Origin of the sequence: Virgibacillus tibetensis (assembly GCF_036026595.1) — a bacterium.
Lineage (GTDB): Bacteria > Bacillota > Bacilli > Bacillales > Amphibacillaceae > Virgibacillus_P > Virgibacillus_P tibetensis.
Genome location: NZ_JARZFX010000001.1, coordinates 581,103 through 605,220, shown reverse-complemented (window position 1 = coordinate 605,220; position 24,118 = coordinate 581,103). Strand labels below are relative to the sequence as shown.

Annotated in this window: 30 protein-coding genes and 2 pseudogenes; 15 read left to right on the top strand and 17 right to left on the bottom strand. The window is 34.7% G+C overall.

All coding sequences use genetic code 11. The features are described 5' to 3' along the window. The first annotated feature begins 267 nt into the window (after positions 1–267). From QGM71_RS03430 to QGM71_RS03400, 7 genes are all read left to right on the top strand, one after another. Entirely contained in the window at positions 268–828 is a 561-nt protein-coding gene (locus tag QGM71_RS03430) for an RNA polymerase sigma factor (RefSeq protein WP_327606106.1), read from the top strand. Continuing rightward, complete coding sequence (locus QGM71_RS03425) at positions 812–1,681, top strand: hypothetical protein (protein ID WP_327606105.1); 870 nt, start codon at positions 812–814, stop codon at positions 1,679–1,681. Before QGM71_RS03430 ends, QGM71_RS03425 begins: the two co-directional genes overlap by 17 nt. A gap of 304 nt (positions 1,682–1,985) precedes the next feature. Beyond that, the gene (locus QGM71_RS03420) at positions 1,986–2,207 is read left to right on the top strand and encodes an NAD-dependent epimerase/dehydratase family protein (protein ID WP_327606104.1); all 222 of its coding nucleotides are present in this window, start codon (positions 1,986–1,988) and stop codon (positions 2,205–2,207) included. 196 nt (positions 2,208–2,403) lie between these two features. Continuing rightward, positions 2,404–2,892 (top strand): NAD-dependent epimerase/dehydratase family protein, encoded by a 489-nt coding sequence (locus QGM71_RS03415; RefSeq protein WP_327606103.1) that lies wholly within the window; start codon positions 2,404–2,406, stop codon positions 2,890–2,892. Positions 2,893–3,225: 333 nt separating this feature from the next. Next, the gene (locus tag QGM71_RS03410) at positions 3,226–3,684 is read left to right on the top strand and encodes an ASCH domain-containing protein (RefSeq protein WP_327606102.1); all 459 of its coding nucleotides are present in this window, start codon (positions 3,226–3,228) and stop codon (positions 3,682–3,684) included. 344 nt (positions 3,685–4,028) lie between these two features. Continuing rightward, positions 4,029–5,054 carry a serine hydrolase domain-containing protein gene (locus QGM71_RS03405; RefSeq protein WP_327606101.1) on the top strand — a complete coding sequence of 342 codons (1,026 nt, stop codon included), beginning with the start codon at positions 4,029–4,031 and terminating at the stop codon, positions 5,052–5,054. A 295-nt stretch (positions 5,055–5,349) separates the two neighbouring features. Then, positions 5,350–5,568 (top strand): hypothetical protein, encoded by a 219-nt coding sequence (locus tag QGM71_RS03400; protein ID WP_327606100.1) that lies wholly within the window; start codon positions 5,350–5,352, stop codon positions 5,566–5,568. A gap of 104 nt (positions 5,569–5,672) precedes the next feature. Here QGM71_RS03400 and QGM71_RS03395 read toward each other — a convergent pair whose 3' ends face one another. Then, complete coding sequence (locus QGM71_RS03395; protein ID WP_327606099.1) at positions 5,673–5,978, bottom strand: tyrosine-type recombinase/integrase; 306 nt, start codon at positions 5,976–5,978, stop codon at positions 5,673–5,675. Between the two features lie 18 nt (positions 5,979–5,996). Then, positions 5,997–6,254, bottom strand: a pseudogene (locus QGM71_RS21775) (site-specific integrase); the annotation flags it as partial. A gap of 896 nt (positions 6,255–7,150) precedes the next feature. Between QGM71_RS21775 and QGM71_RS03390 the strand changes: the two are divergent. The 4 genes and pseudogenes from QGM71_RS03390 to QGM71_RS03375 all read left to right on the top strand — a co-directional run bounded on the left by QGM71_RS03390 (position 7,151) and on the right by QGM71_RS03375 (position 10,609). After that, positions 7,151–7,708, top strand: coding sequence for a hypothetical protein (locus QGM71_RS03390; protein WP_327606098.1), 558 nt, complete (start codon positions 7,151–7,153; stop codon positions 7,706–7,708). A gap of 71 nt (positions 7,709–7,779) precedes the next feature. Next, a pseudogene (locus QGM71_RS03385) lies at positions 7,780–8,886 on the top strand (IS3 family transposase). Continuing rightward, complete coding sequence (locus QGM71_RS03380) at positions 8,865–9,860, top strand: RtcB family protein (protein WP_327606401.1); 996 nt, start codon at positions 8,865–8,867, stop codon at positions 9,858–9,860. Before QGM71_RS03385 ends, QGM71_RS03380 begins: the two are co-directional and overlap by 22 nt. A gap of 14 nt (positions 9,861–9,874) precedes the next feature. Then, positions 9,875–10,609, top strand: a complete 735-nt coding sequence (locus tag QGM71_RS03375; RefSeq protein WP_327606097.1) for a hypothetical protein — start codon at positions 9,875–9,877, stop codon at positions 10,607–10,609. On the opposite strand, the gene QGM71_RS21770 is transcribed toward QGM71_RS03375, so the two are convergent. Both QGM71_RS21770 and QGM71_RS03370 read right to left on the bottom strand, forming a co-directional pair. Continuing rightward, positions 10,573–10,794, bottom strand: a complete 222-nt coding sequence (locus QGM71_RS21770) for a site-specific integrase (protein WP_407702991.1) — start codon at positions 10,792–10,794, stop codon at positions 10,573–10,575. The genes QGM71_RS03375 and QGM71_RS21770 overlap by 37 nt on opposite strands. A gap of 362 nt (positions 10,795–11,156) precedes the next feature. Beyond that, positions 11,157–12,218 (bottom strand): citrate/2-methylcitrate synthase, encoded by a 1,062-nt coding sequence (locus QGM71_RS03370; RefSeq protein WP_327606096.1) that lies wholly within the window; start codon positions 12,216–12,218, stop codon positions 11,157–11,159. A gap of 90 nt (positions 12,219–12,308) precedes the next feature. Between QGM71_RS03370 and QGM71_RS03365 the strand changes: the two genes are divergently transcribed. Continuing rightward, positions 12,309–13,211, top strand: a complete 903-nt coding sequence (locus tag QGM71_RS03365; RefSeq protein ID WP_327606400.1) for a LysR family transcriptional regulator — start codon at positions 12,309–12,311, stop codon at positions 13,209–13,211. A 68-nt stretch (positions 13,212–13,279) separates the two neighbouring features. On the opposite strand, the gene QGM71_RS03360 is transcribed toward QGM71_RS03365, so the two are convergent. After that, a complete protein-coding gene (locus tag QGM71_RS03360) occupies positions 13,280–14,806 on the bottom strand; it encodes an FAD-dependent oxidoreductase (protein WP_327606095.1) in 1,527 nt (508 codons plus the stop codon). Between the two features lie 150 nt (positions 14,807–14,956). On the opposite strand from QGM71_RS03360, the gene QGM71_RS03355 reads away from it, so the two are divergent. Then, entirely contained in the window at positions 14,957–15,223 is a 267-nt protein-coding gene (locus tag QGM71_RS03355) for an acylphosphatase (protein ID WP_327606094.1), read from the top strand. An 80-nt stretch (positions 15,224–15,303) separates the two neighbouring features. Here QGM71_RS03355 and QGM71_RS03350 read toward each other — a convergent pair whose 3' ends face one another. After that, the gene (locus QGM71_RS03350) at positions 15,304–15,543 is read right to left on the bottom strand and encodes a 4Fe-4S dicluster domain-containing protein (protein ID WP_327606093.1); all 240 of its coding nucleotides are present in this window, start codon (positions 15,541–15,543) and stop codon (positions 15,304–15,306) included. A 199-nt stretch (positions 15,544–15,742) separates the two neighbouring features. Between QGM71_RS03350 and QGM71_RS03345 the strand changes: the two genes are divergently transcribed. Beyond that, complete coding sequence (locus QGM71_RS03345; RefSeq protein WP_327606092.1) at positions 15,743–16,936, top strand: M14 family metallopeptidase; 1,194 nt, start codon at positions 15,743–15,745, stop codon at positions 16,934–16,936. 17 nt (positions 16,937–16,953) lie between these two features. On the opposite strand, the gene QGM71_RS03340 is transcribed toward QGM71_RS03345, so the two are convergent. The 4 genes from QGM71_RS03340 to vrrA all read right to left on the bottom strand — a co-directional run bounded on the left by QGM71_RS03340 (position 16,954) and on the right by vrrA (position 19,457). Continuing rightward, the gene (locus tag QGM71_RS03340) at positions 16,954–17,502 is read right to left on the bottom strand and encodes a histidine phosphatase family protein (RefSeq protein WP_327606091.1); all 549 of its coding nucleotides are present in this window, start codon (positions 17,500–17,502) and stop codon (positions 16,954–16,956) included. 133 nt (positions 17,503–17,635) lie between these two features. Next, entirely contained in the window at positions 17,636–17,842 is a 207-nt protein-coding gene (locus QGM71_RS03335) for a DUF6501 family protein (protein ID WP_327606090.1), read from the bottom strand. Between the two features lie 57 nt (positions 17,843–17,899). Beyond that, positions 17,900–18,859, bottom strand: coding sequence for a peptide-methionine (S)-S-oxide reductase MsrA (msrA, locus tag QGM71_RS03330; protein WP_327606089.1), 960 nt, complete (start codon positions 18,857–18,859; stop codon positions 17,900–17,902). Between the two features lie 82 nt (positions 18,860–18,941). Beyond that, positions 18,942–19,457: a VrrA/YqfQ family protein gene (vrrA, locus tag QGM71_RS03325; protein ID WP_327606088.1), complete on the bottom strand. Its 516-nt coding sequence runs from the start codon at positions 19,455–19,457 to the stop codon at positions 18,942–18,944. 446 nt (positions 19,458–19,903) lie between these two features. Between vrrA and QGM71_RS03320 the strand changes: the two genes are divergently transcribed. Then, entirely contained in the window at positions 19,904–20,230 is a 327-nt protein-coding gene (locus tag QGM71_RS03320) for a YolD-like family protein (RefSeq protein WP_327606087.1), read from the top strand. 41 nt (positions 20,231–20,271) lie between these two features. On the opposite strand, the gene QGM71_RS03315 is transcribed toward QGM71_RS03320, so the two are convergent. From QGM71_RS03315 to QGM71_RS03285, 7 genes are all read right to left on the bottom strand, one after another. Then, a complete protein-coding gene (locus QGM71_RS03315) occupies positions 20,272–20,487 on the bottom strand; it encodes a YozE family protein (RefSeq protein WP_327606086.1) in 216 nt (71 codons plus the stop codon). A gap of 15 nt (positions 20,488–20,502) precedes the next feature. After that, entirely contained in the window at positions 20,503–21,267 is a 765-nt protein-coding gene (tatC, locus tag QGM71_RS03310; RefSeq protein WP_327606085.1) for a twin-arginine translocase subunit TatC, read from the bottom strand. A gap of 100 nt (positions 21,268–21,367) precedes the next feature. Beyond that, positions 21,368–21,565 carry a twin-arginine translocase TatA/TatE family subunit gene (locus QGM71_RS03305; protein WP_327606084.1) on the bottom strand — a complete coding sequence of 66 codons (198 nt, stop codon included), beginning with the start codon at positions 21,563–21,565 and terminating at the stop codon, positions 21,368–21,370. A gap of 19 nt (positions 21,566–21,584) precedes the next feature. Beyond that, positions 21,585–21,791, bottom strand: coding sequence for a twin-arginine translocase TatA/TatE family subunit (locus tag QGM71_RS03300; RefSeq protein WP_327606083.1), 207 nt, complete (start codon positions 21,789–21,791; stop codon positions 21,585–21,587). 179 nt (positions 21,792–21,970) lie between these two features. Continuing rightward, complete coding sequence (gene mobA / locus QGM71_RS03295) at positions 21,971–22,549, bottom strand: molybdenum cofactor guanylyltransferase (protein WP_327606082.1); 579 nt, start codon at positions 22,547–22,549, stop codon at positions 21,971–21,973. Positions 22,550–22,569: 20 nt separating this feature from the next. After that, positions 22,570–23,058, bottom strand: a complete 489-nt coding sequence (locus QGM71_RS03290; protein WP_327606081.1) for a dihydrofolate reductase — start codon at positions 23,056–23,058, stop codon at positions 22,570–22,572. A 23-nt stretch (positions 23,059–23,081) separates the two neighbouring features. After that, on the bottom strand, positions 23,082–24,038 hold the full coding sequence (locus QGM71_RS03285; protein WP_327606080.1) for a thymidylate synthase: 957 nt from the start codon (positions 24,036–24,038) through the stop codon (positions 23,082–23,084). Positions 24,039–24,118: the final 80 nt, after the last annotated feature.

Here is a 24,118-nt window from a genome sequence, read left to right as displayed (position 1 = left end):
GAGATAAGCACCCTATTTGTTGAATCTATAAACGGAGTAGTGAAATAAACTCAAACCAAATAGTGAATTATATCGTACGGATTATTAAACAATTGATCAATAATATGAAAGGATGAACATTTGTTTCGTAAGTTTAAAAGTAACTTACACTCTAAAGGAAAATTTGATGTTATTGGTATTGGGAACATTATTAATAGGAAATTGCCGCTATGAGTTAACGCTTAAAAATAAGACTGTGACTTTATATTTTTGTTATACGTCTAAATGATGAATAAACAAATGCAAGGAAGGGTGAGTTATTTGCCAGACAATACAAAGGAGGAAATTACGAATTGGTATCATCTTTATAGTGATTCAATATTTAAGTATATCTTGATGATGATTAACGATTATCAACAAGCGGAAGATTTGACCCATGATACGTTTATAAAAGCTTATAAAAAGCATCATTCCTTCCAAAAAAGGGCAAAACCTAAAACTTGGCTATTCAGCATTGCACATAATATCACAGTAGACTATATCAGAAAACAAAAACCTATAAAGATTTTTCAAGAAATTTTCCAAACAATTAAGGACCCCGCACCTTTGCCAGAAGATAGTGTAGAAATCAGAGAAAGTTCAATCGAGTTGTATAAAGCGTTAAGCAGGCTAAAGCCCTCCTATCGTGAGGTCATCGTACTCAGGAAAATAAAAGAGTTTAGTACAAGGGAAACCAGTGAAATTTTAAACTGGTCGGAAGGAAAGGTTAAAACAACACTTTATCGAGCAACTCCAGCTTTAGAAAAGGAACTGTTAAAGGAGGGGTTTTTGAATGAGAAATCAATCTAAGGATAAGTCTTACGTCGATGAGCAATTAAAAAAATTAGATAAAGATATTATTTGGAAAGAGAAAAGAAAAAGCAAACTTGAAAATGAAATTTTATTTACGATGGATAGTGATCGTTATAAAACTAAATTACTCGCTGGCTTTAAATATGCTTTAAGTATAGGAGTAATGGGTATTTTATTGTTATTTGGTTATAACTTCTTATCTGACAGCATAACTCATCAAAGTGGAGAGAATTCAACAGGCAACCAAGGTAATCAAAGAAATAATAATCTAATCATCGATGATAAAAATGATCATGAAGAAGCGGGAAAAGAAGCTCCGGAAAATGATGAAAACCAATTGAACTCAGAAGATGTGGTCGAAGATAATGAAACTGACATGGAGATTCATACAGGTTCTACCGAAACAGTAATAAGAAAAGTCGAAGGTATCGACCAGGAAGTTAAAGTAATTAATTATCACATACAAACCTATGGTATTGCTTATCAATTAGATGAAGTATTCGGTGTTCCTGAAGTGAACCAAAACCAAATAACTTATTCAACTCAAAATGATGATTATAAAATAATAGTAGAAATGATTGAACACACAAGTCTCGAAAAAGCTGTATCGAACCTGCAAGAAAGATTTGAAACAGAAGGGTATGAAGAAAATTTTGAATTGGAAAGCACACTGTTAGAAGAAAATGATTTGATGGGAAAAATGCAGTTTTATGGCTATCCTGTAAAAGGATTTTTTGCTTATGAGATTAATGAACATGTACTAGTGATTACTTTTCAATATCCAGAAGAAGGTGGGGATGGCATGTACCCACTTTTAGAAGACTTACGAAAATCGATTCATGTACAATAATTATTTAACCATTCTAATTATCAATCTTTTAGTAAGTAAAGTTTTCTTGTAATAATGGGTGCTGATCTTCACAAGAAGGTATAGTACCTTTTTTTCTGGCCACTATTTTCCATTTATTCATCTCTGATAAAACATAATTTTAGGGGAAGTCTAACAACGATATTAGACGTAGACTTAGCTCTTTATATTTTTTAATTTAATACTGATGTATCTTTCAAGTAGTAATTATTTAAGACAACGGAAAAAATCCGTAATGGTTACTATAAAAATATCAATCAAAAAAGCGGAAAAGGAGAATGAACTAGTGAAAGTAGTAGTAACACGAGCAGCAGGTAAAATTGGCAGATGGGCTGTAAGGGCAATCTTAGAAGCCGGTCATGAGGTAATTGCATCAGATAAAAAACTCAGAGGAGATGAGAGAACTAAAAATATTACTCAAGCTGGTTTACGTTATTATGGCCAGTTATGCAAGCTTTTGAAGGGGAGTGATGCAGTTGTCCATCTTGGGAATATCCCTACCGAATAAGGAATAGATCACAAGCTATATTGGAAAATAATATGCTCGTTAACTTTAATATCCTTGAAGCTATTAAGTATTTCAAAATTCCTAAGCTCGTCTGTGCATCAAGTGAAACGTATTAGGTTATCCCTTTGTTCCGGAAGAACTTAGCTATCTTCCATTAGACGAGGAGCACCCAATTAGAGTAAAGTCATCCTATGCTATGGCAAAACGGTTGACTGAAAATCTTGCTGAAATGTTTCAAAAGCTTACGAAAGCACAGATTGTTACTCTACGCTTTGCGAACATATATGAGCCAGATGAATATGAAAAAATTCCTATTATGCACTGGAACGATGAGAGACAAAAGGATGTTCAAAAGAAAAATGTTTGGGCTTATTGTGATGTTAGGGACGCAGCAATGGCATGCCTTCTTGCCATTGCAAAGAGTAATTTAGGAAATGATATATTCCATATTACGGCTCCGGATACAATCATGCCTGACCTCAGTAAAGATTTAGTTGATAGGTATTTCCCTAATGTAACTTTAAAAAGGCCTATAGAAGGACATGAAACACTTATGTCACATGATAAAGCCAAGAAGATTCTAGGATATGAACCACGCTATACATGGCGTAAGGTACTAGATAGGGAAGGCATTACCAAGCCAATGCCCGAGGATCAACTTGCTTTATCAAAAACAAACATATAAATATATCCTACAGTTAAACTTTTCCCTTACTAATGATAGTAATCATCATAAGGTTATTTAACAGTAGGGCGTTTTAATGAAGTAACGAAAAAACCCATTTTCTCTATTTTTAATTAGCAGAGAAGTAGGGCCTTTTTATTAATGGTTTTAAAACCACAGGCTATGCCTGTGTGAGAATTAAACTTGTAGAGTTGTAACAGTAAAAATCTCCAAACGTTATAATAGAGTTGGCCGTAAACCAACTTTATAAAACGAGAGGAGAGGTACTTATGTCGAGTCTATATATTAAAAACTTAATGTTATAATTTATAGATAGAAAGTAGGTTGATATATATGAGTAATGATTCGATTATTAAAATGTGGGATGATTATCGAAAAAATAATCCCAACGCACCGAAAGAATATGAAGCTTGGGCATTTGGCGATTCAAAAGAAATGGCTGATGAACTTGCAAAATTAGTGTTAGACGGAACTAAAACAGCAACAGCGTCAAATTATACATTATATGAATTGGATAATGAGGAATTACCGTATGTAGGTCTTCACAATATTATCCTCGACGGAGATGGAAAGGCAGTTGCAGTAGCAGAAACTACATCAGTAGAAGTGGTTCCTTTTGATGAAGTTACGGTTGAACACGCGTACTTGGAAGGTGAAGGTGACCGTACATTAAATTATTGGCGGGAAGTTCACGAACCCTTCTTTAAAACAGAATTTAATAATATAAAACAGAATTTTAATTACAAAATTCCTGTTGTTTGTGAAAGGTTTAAGCTGTTATATAAAAAATAAAGTGCATTATATATTTTTATAAACTAGTGCTTTTGTTCAATAAGCTATGGCAGTAATCATTATCTTGATCTTCCTGAAACGGGCGCTTAGCCGAATAACACATCAAGGTTTTATCAATATGGGAGATTTAGTATGTAAAAATATATTTTAAACGATAAAAATTGCTGAATATTTTGAATTTGAATTGCATTTTAATAAATAATTATATACAATTAATTTACCTAATGTCCCAGTAGAGAAGGAGGAAATCGTATGATTCGTTTTATGGTGTGAACAAACTAACTGAATTCCTTTTTAAAAATAAAAAACACGAAAAACAAAAAGGGAATTCAGGAGGAATCATAATGAATAAAGAAGAAAACAAATTGAACTACCTAGAAGAAAAACAGGAGGAGCTCCTTTTTTCTGGCGCTTTTTACGCTACAAAAGGCAATGAAATCCTAGAAGGAAGTAACGGATTCGCCAATCGTTCGGAAAAAATTGTTAATCAGTTAAATACGAGGTTTGCGATCGCTTCAGGCTGTAAAATATTTACATCAGTTGCTATTTGTATGTTGGTTGAGGCTGGGAAAATTTCTTTTAAATCAAGATTAAAGGACTGCATTGATACAGAATTTCCGTATTTTGACAAGGATATCACCATCCACAACCTACTGACACATACGTCGGGTGTGCATGACTATTTTAATGAAGAAATACTGGATAATTTCGAGTTGCTGTGGAAATCACGGCCTATGTACCACATTCGTTCGCCAAGAGATTTCTTACCCATGTTTCAATATGAAAGGATGCAAGCAAATATCAACAGTTCGTTTCAGTACAACAACGCTGGTTATATATTACTAGGTCTTATTGTAGAACATGTGGCCAAGTGCAATTTTACCGAATTCGTCGAGGAACATATCTTTCATAAAGCTGGCATGAAGAGCTCCGGATACTTCGAAATAGATCGTTTGCCAGAAAGGACTGCACTAGGCTACATTGAAGATTCGGAAGGGACTTGGAAAACAAATATTTATTCCTTGCCAGTAAAAGGCGGACCAGATGGAGGAGCGTATGTCTCAGTTGAAGACATGTTTAGATTCTGGCAAGCATTAACGAACCACCAACTGTTGTCCAAAAAGATGACCCAAACATTATTGAAACCGCGTGAAGTTGTTGTTGCAGAGGACAATATATATTATGGCTATTGCGGTTATATGGAATTAGACGATGATAAAAGGGTAGTTAAGTATATTCAGATGGGATATGATCCAGGTGTAAACTTCCGTGCGGTATATTACCCTGGCACTAAAACGATAATCGTAGTCTGTTCCAATGAATCAGAAGGCGCTTATGAACTATTGAAAGAGATTGAAAATATCTTATAACCGGAAAAATAATCATAGCAAAAGGGATTAACGAATATGTTAGTCCTTTTTGTTCGTTCGACCAGGCTGTATATTCGAATTATTGGCTAAATACGTATATGGCGAAGCAAGGTTCTTCAAAGCGTTTTAGATTTTTGTAAGAAGGAAGAATTAGACAGGCAGAATGGTTATATGATCATTACGAAGATGAAATTGTTTATGGACTGTTAGCTTGGACAGGAAGATGCTGCTTGTGTTTATTAAGCTAACGCCGCAGAAGAGTTGAATAAGAATATGTCTTGGGGGTGGGATTTAAATGGTAAAAAAAATATCTTTTTTTATTACAGTGTTGGTTACACAACTAATTGCAATCATTATGTGGGGGGAACACGTTTGGTTATATAAGTTTTCTAATGGTGGAGTTGGTGGTTCTCCTGTGGAACAAATTCAACCAATATTGTGGGTAATATTGATTATAGAAGCCACCTTGTTTATTTTATTAGCCGTCGATTATAAAAGAAAAACGAATAAGTAAATTTTTGCTAAATGGATCAACCCCCGGGGATTTAACTTAACCCCGTTTTTATTTAGCAAAATTGGTTCATCCGCATGCAGCTGGTGTTCGGACAACGTTTTTTTTTAACTATGAAACAACGGAATAACTATCGAATGGAGAGGGAGGAGGCGTTCTTTTTTTCCCTTACTAAATACCCGAATCGTATGATTTGTTAAATCCACTTGCTGCCAGGTTAAATCAACCAATTCCTGTCTTCGCATGCCGGATGTTGCAAGCAGTTTAAACATAAGATTGTTTCGAAAAGCAAGTGTGCGTGTATCTTTCTCTAGAGAGCGAAATAGTTTTCCAAGTTCCTCCAGGGTCAGATAGACCGGTAATTTACTATCGGCTTTTGGAGCCTGGATTCCAGCCATAAAATCGGCTTTCATAAAGTTCTCTTTCAGACAAAATTGACTTAACGATTTTAAACACGAGATACGGCGTTGTAATGTCCGGGGGTGTATGTTGTGATTCAATACCTGGTCTTGAATAAACCGGCGGCATGTGGAAGCTACCAAATCATCCAGCTGCATGGAACGCTGTTGAACCTTAAGAAACGTTTCAAAACACGTAACATCATAAGCATACCCACGGAGTGTATTGTCCGAGTTCTTTTTTTCGACTTGCAAATAGTTAAGAAATTCATCACAGGTGGGACGACGCAGCAGCTTATGAGACCCGAACCGTTAATTATCGTCAAGTTGGAGGAGGCAAGTTGCTGATATGGATTATTATCAGAACTTAGGAGGATACTTATTGTTCTGGCGGAGTTTATTCCTAGTTTACATAATATTTATTCTGTGTTGAGAAAGTATTACTTATTGGGTTAAGTCAATTGTTTTGTTTCATCCCTACATATTATCAGGTCTGTCCTCAAGAGTTATATTCATATTAATTCTGAACATAATATTTACTAATTATTCTTCTCAGTAAAAAATAAAATTTATGATGGCCGGGTTTAAAGGGGAGTAATGGTGAGTCAGTCTTGGTAATTATTGAACTTCAGTGGACGTAGTTAAAAAGCATTATCTTTACTCTAAAATTATAGAATTTCGTTTTTCATTTGACTTATGTATTATTGCTTGGGATTGTTCCACATTACAGCCGAATTCAATTGCAAAATAATAATAGATTATTTTTTAAAATTAAGATTTTTATAGCAGAACTGAATCTTAACTAACATAAGATTCAGTTCTTCAATATTTATTTATTTATTTTATTCACCTATCCCATTCTGCTATTAGAAACTTCTTTTTATCATTGAGTTTACAGAACATAAACTATATCAAATAGTAGCTCCACGTTAGCACCTTGGCGAAGTTTAACAGAAATTGAACTAAAGGGAACGAATTCAGATTATTGGTCAGAGTGGCTTAATTTTCATCTTTCATATTTATTGACGTTCAGCCACTGAGTATCAGTTTCCCAAAACTGAAGTTTGATTTCTTCCAAATTTCGAACCCAATAGAATGTTAAATTTACATAAATTAAGGGGAAAAGAAGGAGCATTGTCTCCCTTTGCTGAATTATACTAGGTAGAATTTAAGAGGAGGCTAGTACATTGAATTTATCTTTTGACATTAAAGTGAGCGACAGTGTTATCACTGAAATAAAAAGTCTTATAATTACTTCTATCAACAATATGGGCTTATATAATGTAAAACGTATTAGTTTTGTTAAGGATTTTCCAAAAAGAGTAAATGAGATAAGAAGTGAATATGGATACGAAACAAAAGATCCAAGATTAGTAAATGGTTATGGCTATTATCTCAAAGTAAACAATGAATATATTCTTATATATGATAACGATGTGGTTCTTGAGGGTCTGACTGAATCAAATGAACAAAGATTTAAGCAGGCTCTGAATTTGTTTATTCATGAATTTTTACATGTATATGATGATATATGTCAGTCAGGGATGAAAATACTCAGCGAACAAAATAAGCTGTTTTATAAGGAACCGTTGGGTATTTGGGCAGAATATTATGCTCATAGAAAATCAGCAGAATATTGTAAGGTTCACGACAATAAACTTTATTATGAGATATTAGATGAATATGCCAAAAACACCCCTTACACTCTCCACAACATCGAATCTATTGCTAGGCAGATTGGATAGGCTACACTAAGTTGGACAGATAAAATGAGGGCTTGTAAACTTAGACTATAACTTAAGGGAGCGTGACTACGATGACACGTCAACGTCGAACTTTTACAACCGAATTTAAACTGCAATTAGTGAAGCTTTATGAAAATGGTAAATCGCGTGCAGATATTACGAGAGAGTATGATATCACGCCTTCCGCGTTAGATCGCTGGATTAAAAATCATCAAGAAACAGGTTCATTTGTCGCCAAGGATAATCGTTCTGAAGAAGAGAATGAACTAGCTCGGTTACGTAAGGAAAATCAACGTCTCATGATGGAAAATGATATTTTTAAGCAAGCAGCGCTGATCATAGGACGAAAATAGATGTGATGCGAAATAACGCTCACATCTATTCGGTATTAGTAATGTGTGACGTCCTCCAGATTCCCAAATTGCGTATTACTATCTTGCCAATTTGCATGGCCGACGTGTGCTAAAAATGGAAGATAAAGAGATTTCTTAGGAGATCTCTCGAATTTTTAAAAAAAGCCGAAACAATTATGGCACGCGCAAAGAATTAAATAGATTACCACAGCCAAAACACGTATCGCGGCGTTGAATTGGCCGTTTAATGACTGAGCTTGGACTTGTATCAAACTATACGGTAGCACAGTATAAGCCGCATAAATCATCATGTAATGAAGCGTTGATAAAAAACGAATTACAGCGTCAATTTGAACAAGACAAGCCGTTGGCTGTCATTGTGAGTGATTTAACTTACGTCCGCGTTGTAACAAAATGGCATTACGTATGCTTATTTGTCGATCTTTTTAACCGTGAAATCATTGGCCGTAGTGCTGGTGCTAATAAGAATGCAAAGCTGGTCTATCAGGCTTTATCGAGCATTAGAGGTAACTTGAACGACGTTCAAATGTTCCACACAGATCGTGGTAAAGAGTTTGATAATAAGCTTATTTCTGAAGCACTTGAAACATTTGGCATCCGAAGATCACTGAGCATGAAAGGATGTCCTTATGATAATGCCAAGCGATGTTTAAGGTATTCAAAACAGAATTCGCTAACAGTGCTCATTTCTCTTCTCTTGAACAGCTAGCTATTGAACTGGATGATTATTGGTTTAATAACATTCGAATTCACGGAACTTTAGACTATTTAACCCCAATGGAATTCAAACAAAGGCCCCTATAATTTTTGTCCAGTTTAGTGTTGACATACCAATAGGGATAGGAGATCATAGTGATAAAAGTAGATCACGAAATGTTGGAGATTTAGATAGTGTTGCTAATTTGGAAATACCTAATGAACAAAAGTTAAATTTGCTTAATTATTTTGGAGTTTGTGCAGGACATTTTTTAGAAATTAGAGCAGTTGAAGATATTTATGACAAAAAAATTTATGAAGAATTAGGATTAGTAAATGGACAGTTATTAATCATAATTCACTCAGGTGCTATGACAGGTAAGGACATATTGTTAGAAAATTATTATTATAAAGCTATAGATTATGTAGTTCATAATAAACTTTTTGAAGAAAAAGATATATATGAAGGGGTATTTGGTATACCTATTCAATCTCGAATTGGAAAATCTTATCTTCAGGCAGCGATTGCACTAATTAATTACAGTTATGCTAGTAGACATTATTCCCATTATTTGATAGAAAGCCTGTTTAAAAAGCATATTGATGCTAAATCATCTTTTGAATTAATTAGTGATATTTGTCATAGTAAAATAATTTCTAATGATGATGGTAGCATATTGCATGCTAGAGGGTTACAAACTCTCTATCCTGCACAACATGAGCATTCATTAGAACCCTTCAAGAAAACTGGAGATATAGGCTTATTAGCAGGCGAAAAAGGGACTAGTTCTCATTTAGTTGTTCCTAAGAATAACATAAAAAATACCGATTACCAATGTAGCCATGGGACTGGTAAATTTAACAATCCCGGTAAAATCGATGAATTACCTCAGTATGTCCATGACGATATAAAGGCAACAGTATTTGATACTGAATACGATATTGAAAATATGTTACTTCAGGATTTTTTAAATACTAAAACTACCTTAAATACTTTAGAAAATGAATTTGAGATGATAAAACCAGTAGTAAGACTAGCGCCGTTTATTAATTTTTGGGGAGAAAAAAATACGTACAATTGATTGGGTGAATACAATTGAAAAATAACGATGTGGCTCTTATTACTATTATACATGACATAAAGGGCTTAATATATAGACCGTTGAGTAAAGTTATAAACTTAATAAAAGCTTATTTCCCCCAGGCATATGTAGCTGTGAGTAATCAGACTTCTGAGGAAATAATCAATATTTTGAAACAAGCTGAATTTAAAGTGTTTATCATTGAAAAGAAAGGTGTTGCTAATGCTAGGCGTAAAATAGCTGAGTACATGAAAAATTATTCACATGAATACTACCATTATTGTGATTTGGATAGACTTGTTACATGGTTCTCTGAATACCCAAATGAGATTAGTTTAGTAAAACAACAAATTATAAAGTATGACTACTTAATTATAGGTAGAACCCTTAGTGCTTTTAATTCTCACCCTGTTCAATGGAAAGATACAGAACATATAACAAATAGAGTTTTTTCATATGAATTTAGAAAGAATGTTGACGTAACTGCTGGGTCCTGTGGAATGAGTAGAAAGTCTTTGCTAGAAATAACGGATAAATCCAAAGCAAAAATGACGGATGCTGAATGGCCACTAATAATACGAAATTCACATAAAGATAATGACATTGGTTACATAGAAGTTAACGGTCTAAAGTATCTAGAGTACAACAAGTCACAATCTAAAAATGAACTTGACGAGTGGACTAGTAGGACAAGATTAACTTATCTAATATGTCAATCAATAAACGAGCTAAAAAGAGCCCATAAATGATTATTAATACGCATATTTTGGTTTAATACCTGATCTTGAATAAACCGACGGACGGTGGAAGACGTAATTTCAGACAACTCGCAGGAACGGCCATATTTCTTCAGAAAACTTTCAAAACAGCGTAGATCAAAAGCATAAGCCTGGATTGTATGCGGAGAACAGTTTTTTTCAACTTCGACATACATGAGATACTCATCCATAGCATGATACAGTTTCATTAACAACAACCTCCAAAAATTGTGTTACAAGGACGAGCTGCAATATTATGGGCTGATACTGTAAGTTATAAGAACCGAATCATGTATTATGTATTCCGAACTAAAAGTTAGAGGCTAGGAATAAAACAACTTCTCAATAATCAATCTTATAGGAATAAGGAACTTAGAGTTATTGTTCTGTTTCAGTTTTTTTCTAGTTTACATAATATTTATTATAGGAAGTTAATAAAAATAAAACAAGTTTCATCTCAATAACCAAGTATACTTTTTATAGTGAGATGAAACGGAAATTTTTCGATAAAACTACATTATTTTAATACATAGGTTTTTTAGTTACCGATGTATTTTACGGTTGGTCTGAAAATCGTATTGTTATTAGACTGCTCTATAATATGTGCACACCAACCGACAATTCTGCTTGCACTAAATATTGCAGTAAATAATTCAGGGTCTAAATCGATTGATTTCATAATTGCAGCAGCGTAATATTCTACATTCGTATATAGTTTTTGTTCTGGTTTGAACTCATCTAAAATTTCTATTGTCTTTTTTTCAGTTTGCAATGCTAAATCCATCCATTTTGGCAGCTTTTCAAATTCAAGAATTTTAGACTTCAATGCTTCAGCACGCGGATCAACTGTTTTGTAAACTCTATGTCCAAAGCCCATAATACGCTCTTTATTTTTAAGTTTCTTGTGAATTACTTCACTGATACATTCTTTTGTCTTAATTTGATCAAGTAATTCCAGGACTCCTGATGGTGCGCCACCATGCAATGGGCCTTTCATCGTTCCTAAAGCACTAGTAACTGCTGAAATAAAGTCACTCTCGGTTGATATCGTTACTCTAGCTGAAAAAGCAGAAGCATTCAGACCATGTTCCATTGTCATAACCATATATGTTTCCAGTAACCCTGTGTGTATGGGATCCATTTTTTCAGTCAGCATATACAGGAAATTATCTACATGATTGAGTTTACTATCCGGTACAATTACTGGCTTGTTATTCAATTTTCTATATCGATAGGCTATAATTGTTGGTAAAACAGCAATTATTGATACAGGAGCAGTATGCTCTTTATCTACTGTTAAGGATGAGACCGCTGTCCTTAATACATCCATAATCGAATGGCTTGACGGCAGCTGGTCAATGATCAGTTTTACATAGGCAGGTATACATCGGAATTCCTTTAATTGGTTTTGGAACGTTGTTAACTCGCTTTCAGTTGGAAAGCTTGCATACAATAAATAATATGCAGTTTCTTCGAACGTATATCGACCTATAATTTGTTGAATTGGAACACCTCTATAGGTTAATACACCTTTCTTCCCGTCAATTTGACTTATTTCTGTTTCTACAGCTTCGATACCCTTCAACCCTGGCTTAAACATATCGTTCTCCCCTTCCCTTCTATCTATTTTAATTATAGAACAATTCATTGATTATTAATATTCAGGAACATTTAGTATAATAATAAATAAATCTTATTAATAAGGGGTGAGAGCATCGATATACGAACGCTTCAGACATTTATTCTGTCAGCTGAACATGAAAATTTTAGATTAGTTGCTGAGAAACTATATATTACCCAGCCAGCTGTTACTTTTCAAATTAAACATTTAGAAAAAGAGCTTGGAGATAAATTGTTTATTAAAAATGGTAGAAATATTGCTCTAACCGAATTTGGCCGTCTGTTTTATAGAGAGGCAAAAGATATGATGCTTCAATTTGATAAAAGTATTGAAGCAGTTACCCGTTTTAAACAGGGGTTTAGTAAAACTGTTCGGATTGCTATTTCACCAATGCTTGCCGATACAATATTACCCAGTATTTTACGTGAATTCATTAAAAAATTCCCAACTATTGAACTGTCTATTCGTGTTTTAGAGTCAAATGAGATTTCAGAAGTTATAGAAAAAGGAGAAGTTGATATTGGTTTATCATGTATGGAAGGCTTTACTACGATTAAATCGGTAAAATTTCATGAAGAAACTGTTAGTCTCGTCTGTGCCCATGATGGTTATGATTCAGAGTCGGGCCCGGTTATCGATGCAAAAGATCTTTTAGAGCATAATATTATCTTCTCAGATAGTCACCCAACGTATTGGAATTCCATTAAAGAACAATTTAAATCTTCTGGAATGAACTATAGATTAATGCGTGTAAATCAATCTCATGTTACTAAACGTTTTGTGCTGGAAGGAATTGGGGTCAGCTTTTTACCAAGATCCATTATTAACCGTGAAATTATGGAAGGCAGATTGTTGGAAGTACCGGTCCCTTTTATAGAACTACCAACTGCCAGTATGTATATACTTTATAAATATGAGTATCAGTTGGAAAGTGATTTTGTAAAGTTTGTATCCAACTTTCATTATAGTTAAAAATTAAAAGCAACCATCAGGCTGCTTTTAATTATTTATAAAATCAAAATGCTCTAGTTATTCTTATTTTACTCTGGATCTATTTTTGATAATGGCTTCGTTGCAGGTCCGGTAACAACCTCACCAGTATAAGAAAATCTCGATCCGTGACACGGACAGTCCCAAGTTCTATCACCTGAGTTCCATTCAACCTCGCATCCCATATGGGTACAAGTGGTATCAACCATGTGCAAGCTTTCGCCTTCGTCTTTATAAACTCCTGCACGCTTCCCGCCAATGCGTGTAACGGTTGCATCATCTGCTGCTAATTTATTAATATTATTCTCTGTATATTCAAGCTTCCCCTTAATCAAATGTTTAGCTACATCCGCATTTATACTTGCGAATTTTCTAATAGAAGGATCGGCTTGAAATCGAGATGGTGAATATAAATCTTCATATTGGTTTTCTTTCTGTGTAATTCTATCACTAATAACCTTTGCTGCGACCGTTCCATTTGTCATGCCCCATTTGCGATATCCTGTAGCTACAAAAATCGCATCATTATTATCTGTAATCGGGCCGATATATGGTACTTTGTCTAAGGTTGTTATGTCCTGTGCTGACCAGCGGTATGGAATTTGATCGATACCGACATATTCAGCTGCAAACGAATGCAGTGCATTATAATGCTCTATAGTTGACTGTCCTGTACCAGTCTTATGATTTTCTCCTCCAATTAGCCACAGGTCTTCACCATTCATGGATGTAGTTCGAATAGACCTTGTTGGTGTTTCAGCATTTATATACATGCCACCAGGGAATGTTTTTGGGGATTTAACAGCAAGTACATATGACCGGTCCTGATACATTCGTGCAAAATAAAAGCCTTCTTTATCATAAAATGGAAATTGAGTTGCAATAATGATATTGTCACAAGAAATTCGATTTCCGTCTCTTGTAATAATAGCAGGATGCTTGTTATGTTCTATATCTGTGGCTGTAGTATTTTCAAAAAATTGAACGCCATTTTTGGCACTTTCCTCTACTAATACTTTCAAATATCTTAATGGGTGGAATTGAGCTTGATCTTTCATTATTAATGCAGATTTCAATGGAATATCGAGTGGTATAGTTTCTGTCAATTGACTTTGAATATTTAATTTATCATATGCTTTTTTCTCATTTTCCAATTGAGAAATATATGAATCGGAATTTGTATATATATAAGCATCTTCTTTTTGAAAATCACAATCGATTGCAAGACTACTAATAGTTTCTTGAATAAGCTTTTGTGCATCATCAGCTGCTTGGTAATACTGTGAGGCTTTGTCTTGACCAAAATGCTGTATTAATTCATCGTAGATTAATCCATGTTGCGCAGTAATTTTTGCTGTTGTATGCCCAGTTGTCCCATTTAAAATAACTCCTGCGTCGATTAACGTTACATTTACATTCTGCTTGGATAATAAATAAGCTGCAGTTATCCCTGTAATGCCGCCCCCTACGATTCCAACATCAACATTTATAGATTGTTCTAGTTTTGGAAAGGATGGCAGTGATACAGAATCGCGCCAGAAAGGCTCGGGAAACTGTGGCAGTTGAATATCAGTCACTATGTATTCACTCCTTATATGAACATAATTATATACATTCTTCCCATATTTCTTAAAAAGTATGTATATTCTTTTAAGAGGTTTTAATGGTTTTACAATGTGTAACAAGGGTTATAGTAATGGAAAAGAAAAATTATGTGAGGTGATTAATTGAATAAGCATCTAATAATAAGTGGACGTGTGCAAGGTGTTGGGTTTAGATATGCCGCTAAACAAAAGGCAGAAGACTATAAACTGGCTGGTTGGGTAAAAAATAAGGATGATGGTACAGTAGAGTTAGAAGTTGAAGGTACTGAGATCTATGTCAACTCCTACATCTCAGAACTTAAAGCTGGACTAAATAAATTTATTCGTATAGAAAATATCATTAGTGAGAATTCAGAGGAAAAAGGCTACAGTAACTTTACTATTAAATAATATTGCCAGTTAAACTGTCAATGCATCATCGAATTCAGTTCAAAATAAACAAAGTCGCAACTGGTTGCGACTTTGTTTATTTACTGATCTTCGAAAAATTTGCGGTTTATTTCTATATATTCATTCTCTTTATCAGGAACTTCGTCTTCCATGTAGATAGCTTCAACAGGGCAAACTGCTTCACATGCTCCACAATCAATACAGATTTCAGGGTCAATGTAAAACATATCTTTACCTTCTTCTATACAATCAACAGGACAAACTTCCACACACTCTCCTGCTTTTTCATCTTTACAAGGTGACGTAATAATAAAAGCCAAGTAATTCTCCTCCTTCAATAAGTAAACAAAAAATAGTAAGTAAAGACTTCAACGTTTAATTTTTAATAAACAGTTACTATTTATTATAACGTATAACTTAATAAAAACAAAAGAGTTCACATTGAGTTGTCCATATTATAATCATCTTTTTAAATACAGGTCATATGATTAATTATCTGTATTTAAAGGGAGAGATATAATGGAAATTTTTGTGCGTGGTGGGGATACGTTATGGTACTATAGTCAATTGTTTGGAATACCATTAATTCTGATTGAGGATTCTAATCCACAACTATTACCAAATCAATTATCAATAGGCCAGCAAATACAGATTCCAGGATATTTGGCTGAAGAATATACAATTAAAGAAAATGATACCCTTTGGACGATAGCATTCACTAATAACATTTCGTTAGATATTCTACAATTACCTAATCCGATGATTGATCCAATCAATCTTCAAGCAGGTCAAACCATTATAATACCTCGAAAAGTCAATAACATGATTGTTTCCGATAGTGACAGGTATACGTATGAGAAAATGCAGGCAGATATTGAACAGCTTGAACTTGTTTACCCATTTATTTTAAAACAATCCATCGGTAATACTGTTATGGGAAAAGAAATCGTTGAACTGCAGATTGGTTCAGGAAATAAAGAAGTCCATATAAACGGTTCATTCCATGCGAATGAATGGATAACTACTCCGGTTATAATTAGGTTTTTGAACCAGTACGCCCTCTCCCTAACCAATCATATGCCAATTAGAGGTGTGTTCACACTACCTTTATATAGCGATACAGTTCTGTCCCTTGTGCCAATGGTTAATCCAGATGGCGTTAATTTGGTTATAAATGGACCTGCTGCAGCTGGAGATTACGAAGAGGAAGTAGTAGCTATAAATAATCAGAGTGCAGATTTTTCTGGTTGGAAAGCCAATATAAACGGCGTAGATTTAAACAATCAGTACCCCGCATTGTGGGAGGTAGAAGCGGAGCGTAAGCCTACATCCCCGCAACCCAGAGATTATCCTGGGCCATACCCCTTATCAGAACCAGAAGCAATCACAATGGCAGATTTAGCAAGAAGCCGCAATTTTTTAATTGTAAATGCCTTTCATACACAAGGTGAAGTGATTTTTTGGGGGTTTGAAGGACTTGAACCTCCACAGTCCGAACAAATAGTGAACGAATATGCAAGAGTCAGCGGGTATAGAACTGTCCGGTATGTGGATAGTTACGCAGGATTCAAAGATTGGTTTATTCAGGAATTCCAGCGTCCTGGTTATACCATAGAGCTTGGTAGCGGCATTAACCCGTTACCAAGCGAACAATTCCCGGAAATATACGAGAAAACATTAGGTATTATGTTGGCGAATCTGTATATTTTATAAGTAGGATTTTCTTTTATCTATTCCCATACACATTCAATTTTACTATTTCCCTTTTGTTGACTCAGTAGATAAACGTCTGGGCTTCTTAATGCTTTCCATTGTTCAAAACCGAAATTATTATCATGTTGTTTCAATAATAGAGCCAGGAGATTACCATGACTTACTACTATCACATTAGTAATGCTATCATCAGTGTAAATCATTTCAAGCACGTGATTTGCCCGCTGAACTGCCTCATTAGCAGATTCACCACCTGGTAGAAAAAAATCGGGTTCTTGAAAAGAACGATCTAACACTTCCAGCCAATCATCAATCGGTTCTTCACTTAGGATGCGTTCGTGCAACCGTACATCGATTTCAATATCCATTTCCAATTTTTGAGCAAATGGCTTTATGCTTTCAATTGCTCGTAAGTAAGGACTGGATATTATTTTATCCACTTTAATATCCTGCTTGGAGAAAAATCTCGACACATGTTGGGCTTGCCTAATTCCAGTGTTGGTTAAAGGTGAATCTTTATGTTGTCCATACGCAGAGCAATGACGTACTAAATAAATATTTTTCATATTTAATCATTCCTTTTCCCTGGATTTAGGAAGCTTTACATCTTTTTTGTTTAAAAAGTAAAAACAATAAGTAAGTTATACCACCGATTGATACATTAATAAACTTATAAAAAATAACAGGGCACTCCCCCTGTTATTTAAGTTCCTTAAAATATTCTTTGCGGAATCCGCCAATGCGAGTACTATTATCAATGATAAAATAAAATTCATCTGTCTCGTTTTTTACATCATATTTCTTTCCAGGAGTTAATTTATTATGCACAATAAACTTTTTTGCATCTGCATGTACGCATTCTATTTGTTTAATTGTTTCGGTTGTTTCCCAGTTTAGATGGATCATATTAAACGCTCCCTTTATAGTTAGTTGACATAATAATATTATGGTATACCGGTATTGTTATGAAAACAGATACAAGTATTTTTCATATCCTTCTTCCTTCATTTTTTCTTTTGGAATAAACCGCATTGCAGCTGAATTCATACAATAACGCAGTCCGCCGGCTTCTTCTGGCCCATCTTCAAACACGTGACCAAGGTGTGAATCTGCTGTTTTACTTCTTATTTCAGTACGTCTCATACCATGCGTAGTATCTGTTTTCTCTGTCACTTCATATTTATCAACAGGTTTTGTAAAGCTTGGCCATCCACAGCCTGCATCATACTGATCATTTGATGAAAATAGTATGTTTCCAGAAATTAAGTCAACATAGATTCCTTCTTTTTCATTGTCCCAATATTCATTTTGAAATGGTCTTTCTGTTCCATTCTCTTGTGTTACATTATATTGGATTGGACTTAATTCTTGCTTAAGTTTCTCTTTATCGATCTTCGCGCTCCAGTTGTCTGTTATAAAGTCTTCTCTGCCAGATCCTTTTTTATATAAACGATAATGAAATGATTGTTTTTTATAATAATCCTGATGCTTGTCCTCTGCCGGATAAAAAGTTTTTGCTGGAAGAATTTCCGTTGCAATTGGTTTATGGAATTTACCGCTCGCAGCTAATTTTTGCTTCGAAGCTTCTGCAATGCTTTTTTGTTCTGCATTATGATAGAATATGGCAGTTTTATAAGATTCTCCCCTATCATTGAATTGTCCACCAGGATCTGTAGGATCGATTTGCTGCCAGAATGTATCAACAAGCTGCTCGTACGGCATGACTGCTGGATCGTATGTGATTTGCACTGCTTCCAAATGTCCTGTTGTATTTGAACAAACTTGCTCATACGTCGGGTTTTCTACCTCCCCACCTGTATATCCAGAAACGACATTTATAATACCGGGACGTTGATCAAATGGTTCTACCATACACCAAAAACATCCACCTGCAAATGTTGCTATTTCTTTATTTAAATTCAATTAAATCCCTCCTGCTATATCATCTTCTACCCCTATTTTTCCGTTTATAGCCAGAAAAAGCAAGCCCCAAGACTTATTCTACTTAAATAAATAATTTGGGAGTTGATTCGCCTGTTTTTTGCCTGGTATATTTAGTTCTGATTTTATCATTTGCTGATTTCTTCTTTTGAGTTCTGTCTTCTTTCTTGTCTTTCTTGTTCATATTACTTGAGCTTTCTCTATCTTCCATAGATTCGCTTTCGTCTGAGCTCTCCAAGTCTTTAAACGCTTTCATCATTTTATACATAGCAGGAAGATTTTTCACCATCGGTCCGTATTGTTGAATAATAGGTGCACCAGATTCAACAACTTTTAATACCTGCTGTATGTTAGTTAATGTATTAGATATCCCTCCTGCCCCCTTAGTTACCACGCCACCGGCCCCGGTCGCACTGCCACCAGATGATTGTGGTGAAATAAATTTTTGAATCAGGCCCTGCAAGCCGCCTTTAGTAGGTGCTTGGTTGACCAAACCTCTATTTTGCATCATAAAGGGATTCATCCCTTGTTGCCCCTGAGCAGGGTTAAAATTACCTGGTCTTTGAGTCGGAAATAACATATTCATCCCCCTTTAAGTATAAATCATCTAGATTAGTGTACGTGATGAATAAAAAAGGGTGTAGGCTATATCCATACTAGTTTTCAGGAGCTACGGATAAGTTCTGGTGGGCTGTAAATAATATTTATTATTTCCCGGGTAACCGCAGAATAAAACAATTTATACCTAATTATGACAAATATCTATCGTCAACTGCCCTGCCTTATTCGAATATATTAGTGGTGTATCCTTGGCGATTTTGACGAGACGTTACCATTTGGTTGTATATTGCGTAATTTGTGCCTTTCATGAATGTTTACCGGTTACTTAGATTTATTGATCAAACGTTTGTTTGAATTTTATATTCCTCTATTCCCCTTTGTTTCCAACAAATAGATTTAAGAAGTTGATACTTTAAATTGCATAAGGATCGTATGTTCGTATATACTTGGAATGAGGTGATTAAAGTGGTTAGAGACAGAGGGTCAATAAAGTGGACTTCCCTAATGCTGCCTGAGCATGCAGGGTTACTGAATGAACTTTGGCAGGAAGATAAGAAAACAGTAAAACCAATTCTGGACTCCCAGGAAATTGAAATGATTAATAATGGATTAATGGCTGCGTACGAGACACAGAAACCGGTAATCCTCTCCGTTTATAGAAATGGTTGCGTAACAGATTATATTGGAACGATCGTTAAATTAGATAAGGGTGGAGTCTATCTTATGCTAACAAAAAAACATGCGAAAAACTTCTTCGCCTTCCAAGATATTATAGCTCTAATTGAAAACTAATGGCTCTGGTAATTTCCAGAGCCATTAGTTTATACTATTAATTAACTTGTTGTATTATATATATCCCATAGATCATCAAAAGTAACCAATGCATTAGAGAAAGGGCTATTCCATTCTAAATAGTTGCTGATTTCATCATAATCTATTGACTGTTTAGGAAAGTTATGATCAAAAAATGCCCAATCGGCTAAACGACTATTGTCATCTGGTGTTTTTTTCCCTCTGTATGTCATCAAAAAATGATAGAATGAACGCATTATTTCCCCACCTCGTTAATTAAAGCTGTCCTCTTCCATAAACTCTTTATGTTTTCGTTGTTTTTTACGATATACAATCATAGCAAGATAAATACTGATTTCATATAAAATAATTAAAGGAACTGCCACAGCTATCTGTAATATGAAGTCGGGAGGAGTTACAATGGTTCCAATAATAATGAGTATCAGATATGCATACTTTCTTGTTTTACGCATGAAATCGGGTGTAATTACCCCTAGAGCCGTTAAAAACATAGCTACAATTGGTATCTCAAACAATACTGCAAATGGAAATGTTATTCGAAGTAAAAATCTAAAATATTTATCAACGGTAAACATTTCATTAAACATGCCATTATTTAATGATAGTAAAAAGGGCAGGATTAATTTTATAAACATAAAGTAGCCAAATACTAAGCCACCAATAAATAAGAGAAATATAGCAGGAATGTAAGCTAAAGATGCTTTTCTCTCATTCGGTGTTAACCCCGGTTTTATAAATGACCAAACTTGAAAAGCCAGAATCGGGATAGTTCCGGTGATCGCAACGAGGCTTGCCATTGTAAAATGTATCCATATTATTTCTCCAGGACTTATAACAGTCAGTTGGAAGTCTAGATCATTAACAAAGAACCAGTAAATATCTTTTACGAAAATAAATCCAACAATAAAAAATAAAACAAAGAAGACTGCTGTAACGATCAGCCTGTTCCTTAATTCCGATAAATGCCCTGTCAGGTTCATTTCCTTATCGCTAAATTGAGCGTTGTTATCAGCCATTCTTTCACACCCCTACTACTATGTACAAAAAACTATGAGGAACTTCGTCAATCAAACACAAAAGAAGATGCAAGGGTATTTACCTTACACCTTCAACACATTAGTTTTTATTTGATGTATGATTATCATTCTTTGTCGACGAATCGTCGTCAGATACTATATCCTTGGTAGCACTTTTAAATTCCTTTAATGAAGTTCCTACAGCTTTTCCGATTTCCGGTAACTTGGAAGGTCCAAAAACGATTAATGCTATAATTAGAATTAATATTAATCCAGGGACACCAATACTACTGAACATTTAATTCACTCCCCAAGATCTATTTAACTTCTTTACCTTGTACTATATTCTTTGCGTCTTTAAATTCGTCTGAAACATCACTTGTTAAATCATTTGTAGACTTCTTAAATTCACGTAAGGTCTGACCGGCCGCTTTACCAATTTCCGGCAGCTTTTTCGGTCCGAATATTACTAACGCAATGATTAAGATTAAAATTAATCCTGGAAAACCTATACTTGAAAACATCATTACACCTACTTTATATAATTGACTTAACCTCATAAATTCTATTGTAGAAGTTATCTCTATTATAAGATACTTTCTCTGCTGCGTATATAAAAGACCACAAAATACACATATTGTTCATAGATTCCCGCCTGTATTAATCGTCTATAGTTTAACATGTTTACTATCCATTAAACAACCTATAATAACTTTGCTTGTTCATATTCTTCTGGATTATTCATATTAAAAAAGTGTTTTCTTACAACCTCATCAGCCAGGTCACCGTATTCATTAATATAGTTTACATGAATTTGATCATAAAAACCTTTCACTTGAAGCTCATTATTCTCAAGCCTTTGCTGCATTAGAGGTAAAACACTTCTTTTATATACTGCAGATAAAGGATGTATTTGCCTATTATAAATTGGCACAGCTGCATCGTAGTTTTCTGTTTGTTGAAGTAAATGAGCGTATACACTCTGTTTTACAAAAGGCATATCGCATGCTGCAACAACAAAAGTGTCCGCATTTATATGATGAAAGGCGGATTCAAGACCTGCTAATGGACCTTTATCCTGATGTCTATCGCAAATCAGCTGTAAATCAAGAAACGTATATAAGGATGGTTCATTGGTAACAATGATCACTTCGTCAGTTAGTGATTGAAGCTCATCTGCAATATGTTCAATTACCTTCTTATTACCCAACTTAAGTAATGCCTTGTTTGTCCCCATTCGGGAAGATTTCCCACCGGAAAGAATTACTCCACATGTGCGCATAGTATCCCTCGATTTTTATTTTACTTACGGTCATATTGCAAAAAATAATAATCGTAGGGGTTTGTATCATTTCTCTCCCCTTTTTCTTTTGAAGTAAGAATCCATTCCTCTTCTGTATAATCAGGGAAATACGTGTCCCCATCAAACGATTCGTCAATCCAGGTTATATACATTCTGTCAGCATATGGTAGTGCCTGTTCAAAAACAGCACCGCCACCTATAACAAAAAATTCTTTCTCGGGATTTTCTTTACTCCATTTCTGTACTGTTTTCAGATCATTGATTGTATCAACTCCAGCTGGATAGTCCGCTTCATTTCTCGTGAGAATGACATTCTTTCTATTTGGTAAAGCACCACCCATTGACTCGTAGGTTTTTCTTCCCATAATTATTGTTTCGCCTGTTGTTTTTTCTTTAAAAAATCGTAAGTCTTTTGGTAAATGCCATGGTAAGTCCTTGTTTAAGCCAATCACACGATTGCGATCCATCGCTAATAATAATGAAATCATGATGAAATACCCTCCTTGAATTTTTATACAGCAATTGGTGCTTTAATTGATGGGTGTGGGTTGTAATTGATTAGCTCGAAATCAGTTAGTTCAAAATCAAAGATAGAATCTTTCTCTTTGTTAATGACTAATTTAGGAAGAGATCTCCTATCACGGCCCAGCTGCATATTTACTTGTTCAATATGGTTTGTATAAATATGTGCATCTCCTAATGTATGAACAAACTCCCCCACTTCCAGATTACACTCGTGAGCTATTAAATGGGTTAATAATGCATAGCTTGCAATGTTGAAAGGTACGCCCAGGAAAACATCAGCACTTCGCTGGTATAATTGGCATGATAGCTTTCCATCAGCGACATAGAACTGAAATAGCGTATGACATGGTGGTAAAGCCATTGTTGGTATGTCTTCTGGGTTCCACGCTGAAACAATATGCCTGCGTGAGTCTGGATTTGTACGAATAGATTCAATTACTTCTTTTAATTGATCAATCGTTTCATTTTGGGAAGTTTTCCATTGACGCCATTGCTTGCCATACACAGAACCAAGATCACCAAATTTACGTGCAAAATCATTATCTGTTAAGACTTTTTCTTTAAAAAGATCCATTTGGCTTTGATATAGTTTGTTAAATTCAGGATCCTGTTGACTGCGGTTTCCGAAATTTGTCATATCTGGACCTGTGTATTCATTACTATCCACCCATTTTTCAAATGCCCACTCATTCCATATATTATTTTTATTTTCTAATAGATAGCGAATGTTTGTATCTCCTTTAATAAACCAAAGAAGCTCACTTGCTACTAACTTAAAAGGTACTTTCTTTGTCGTAAGTATCGGAAATCCTTCACTTAAATCAAAACGCATTTGTTGTCCAAAAACTGAATATGTTCCTGTATTTGTTCGATCTTCTTTCTTAGTTCCTGATTGTAGTATATATTTACATAAATTTATGTATGCTTGTTCTCCCTTTACCATAGTAATCTCCTCCATATAGTACTCTGTTAAGTAACCTGATAGTGCCTACATTGTAACATAAACGTAACTCATAAAAGTAT

Bases quoted from the DNA above. Each gene is read 5' to 3' on its own strand.
- QGM71_RS03430 (WP_327606106.1), top strand. From the start codon at position 268: ATGAATAAACAAATGCAAGGAAGGGTGAGTTATTTGCCAGACAATACA.
- QGM71_RS03425 (WP_327606105.1), top strand. From the start codon at position 812: ATGAGAAATCAATCTAAGGATAAGTCTTACGTCGATGAGCAATTAAAA.
- QGM71_RS03415 (WP_327606103.1), top strand. From the start codon at position 2,404: ATGGCAAAACGGTTGACTGAAAATCTTGCTGAAATGTTTCAAAAGCTT.
- QGM71_RS03410 (WP_327606102.1), top strand. From the start codon at position 3,226: ATGAGTAATGATTCGATTATTAAAATGTGGGATGATTATCGAAAAAAT.
- QGM71_RS03405 (WP_327606101.1), top strand. From the start codon at position 4,029: ATGAATAAAGAAGAAAACAAATTGAACTACCTAGAAGAAAAACAGGAG.
- QGM71_RS03400 (WP_327606100.1), top strand. From the start codon at position 5,350: ATGGTAAAAAAAATATCTTTTTTTATTACAGTGTTGGTTACACAACTA.
- QGM71_RS03395 (WP_327606099.1), bottom strand. From the start codon at position 5,978: ATGAAAGCCGATTTTATGGCTGGAATCCAGGCTCCAAAAGCCGATAGT.
- QGM71_RS21770 (WP_407702991.1), bottom strand. From the start codon at position 10,794: ATGTATGTCGAAGTTGAAAAAAACTGTTCTCCGCATACAATCCAGGCT.
- QGM71_RS03370 (WP_327606096.1), bottom strand. From the start codon at position 12,218: ATGTTTAAGCCAGGGTTGAAGGGTATCGAAGCTGTAGAAACAGAAATA.
- QGM71_RS03345 (WP_327606092.1), top strand. From the start codon at position 15,743: ATGGAAATTTTTGTGCGTGGTGGGGATACGTTATGGTACTATAGTCAA.
- QGM71_RS03340 (WP_327606091.1), bottom strand. From the start codon at position 17,502: ATGAAAAATATTTATTTAGTACGTCATTGCTCTGCGTATGGACAACAT.
- QGM71_RS03335 (WP_327606090.1), bottom strand. From the start codon at position 17,842: ATGATCCATCTAAACTGGGAAACAACCGAAACAATTAAACAAATAGAA.
- vrrA (WP_327606088.1), bottom strand. From the start codon at position 19,457: ATGTTATTTCCGACTCAAAGACCAGGTAATTTTAACCCTGCTCAGGGG.
- QGM71_RS03315 (WP_327606086.1), bottom strand. From the start codon at position 20,487: ATGCGTTCATTCTATCATTTTTTGATGACATACAGAGGGAAAAAAACA.
- tatC (WP_327606085.1), bottom strand. From the start codon at position 21,267: ATGGCTGATAACAACGCTCAATTTAGCGATAAGGAAATGAACCTGACA.
- QGM71_RS03305 (WP_327606084.1), bottom strand. From the start codon at position 21,565: ATGTTCAGTAGTATTGGTGTCCCTGGATTAATATTAATTCTAATTATA.
- QGM71_RS03300 (WP_327606083.1), bottom strand. From the start codon at position 21,791: ATGTTTTCAAGTATAGGTTTTCCAGGATTAATTTTAATCTTAATCATT.
- mobA (WP_327606082.1), bottom strand. From the start codon at position 22,549: ATGCGCACATGTGGAGTAATTCTTTCCGGTGGGAAATCTTCCCGAATG.
- QGM71_RS03290 (WP_327606081.1), bottom strand. From the start codon at position 23,058: ATGATTTCATTATTATTAGCGATGGATCGCAATCGTGTGATTGGCTTA.
- QGM71_RS03285 (WP_327606080.1), bottom strand. From the start codon at position 24,038: ATGGTAAAGGGAGAACAAGCATACATAAATTTATGTAAATATATACTA.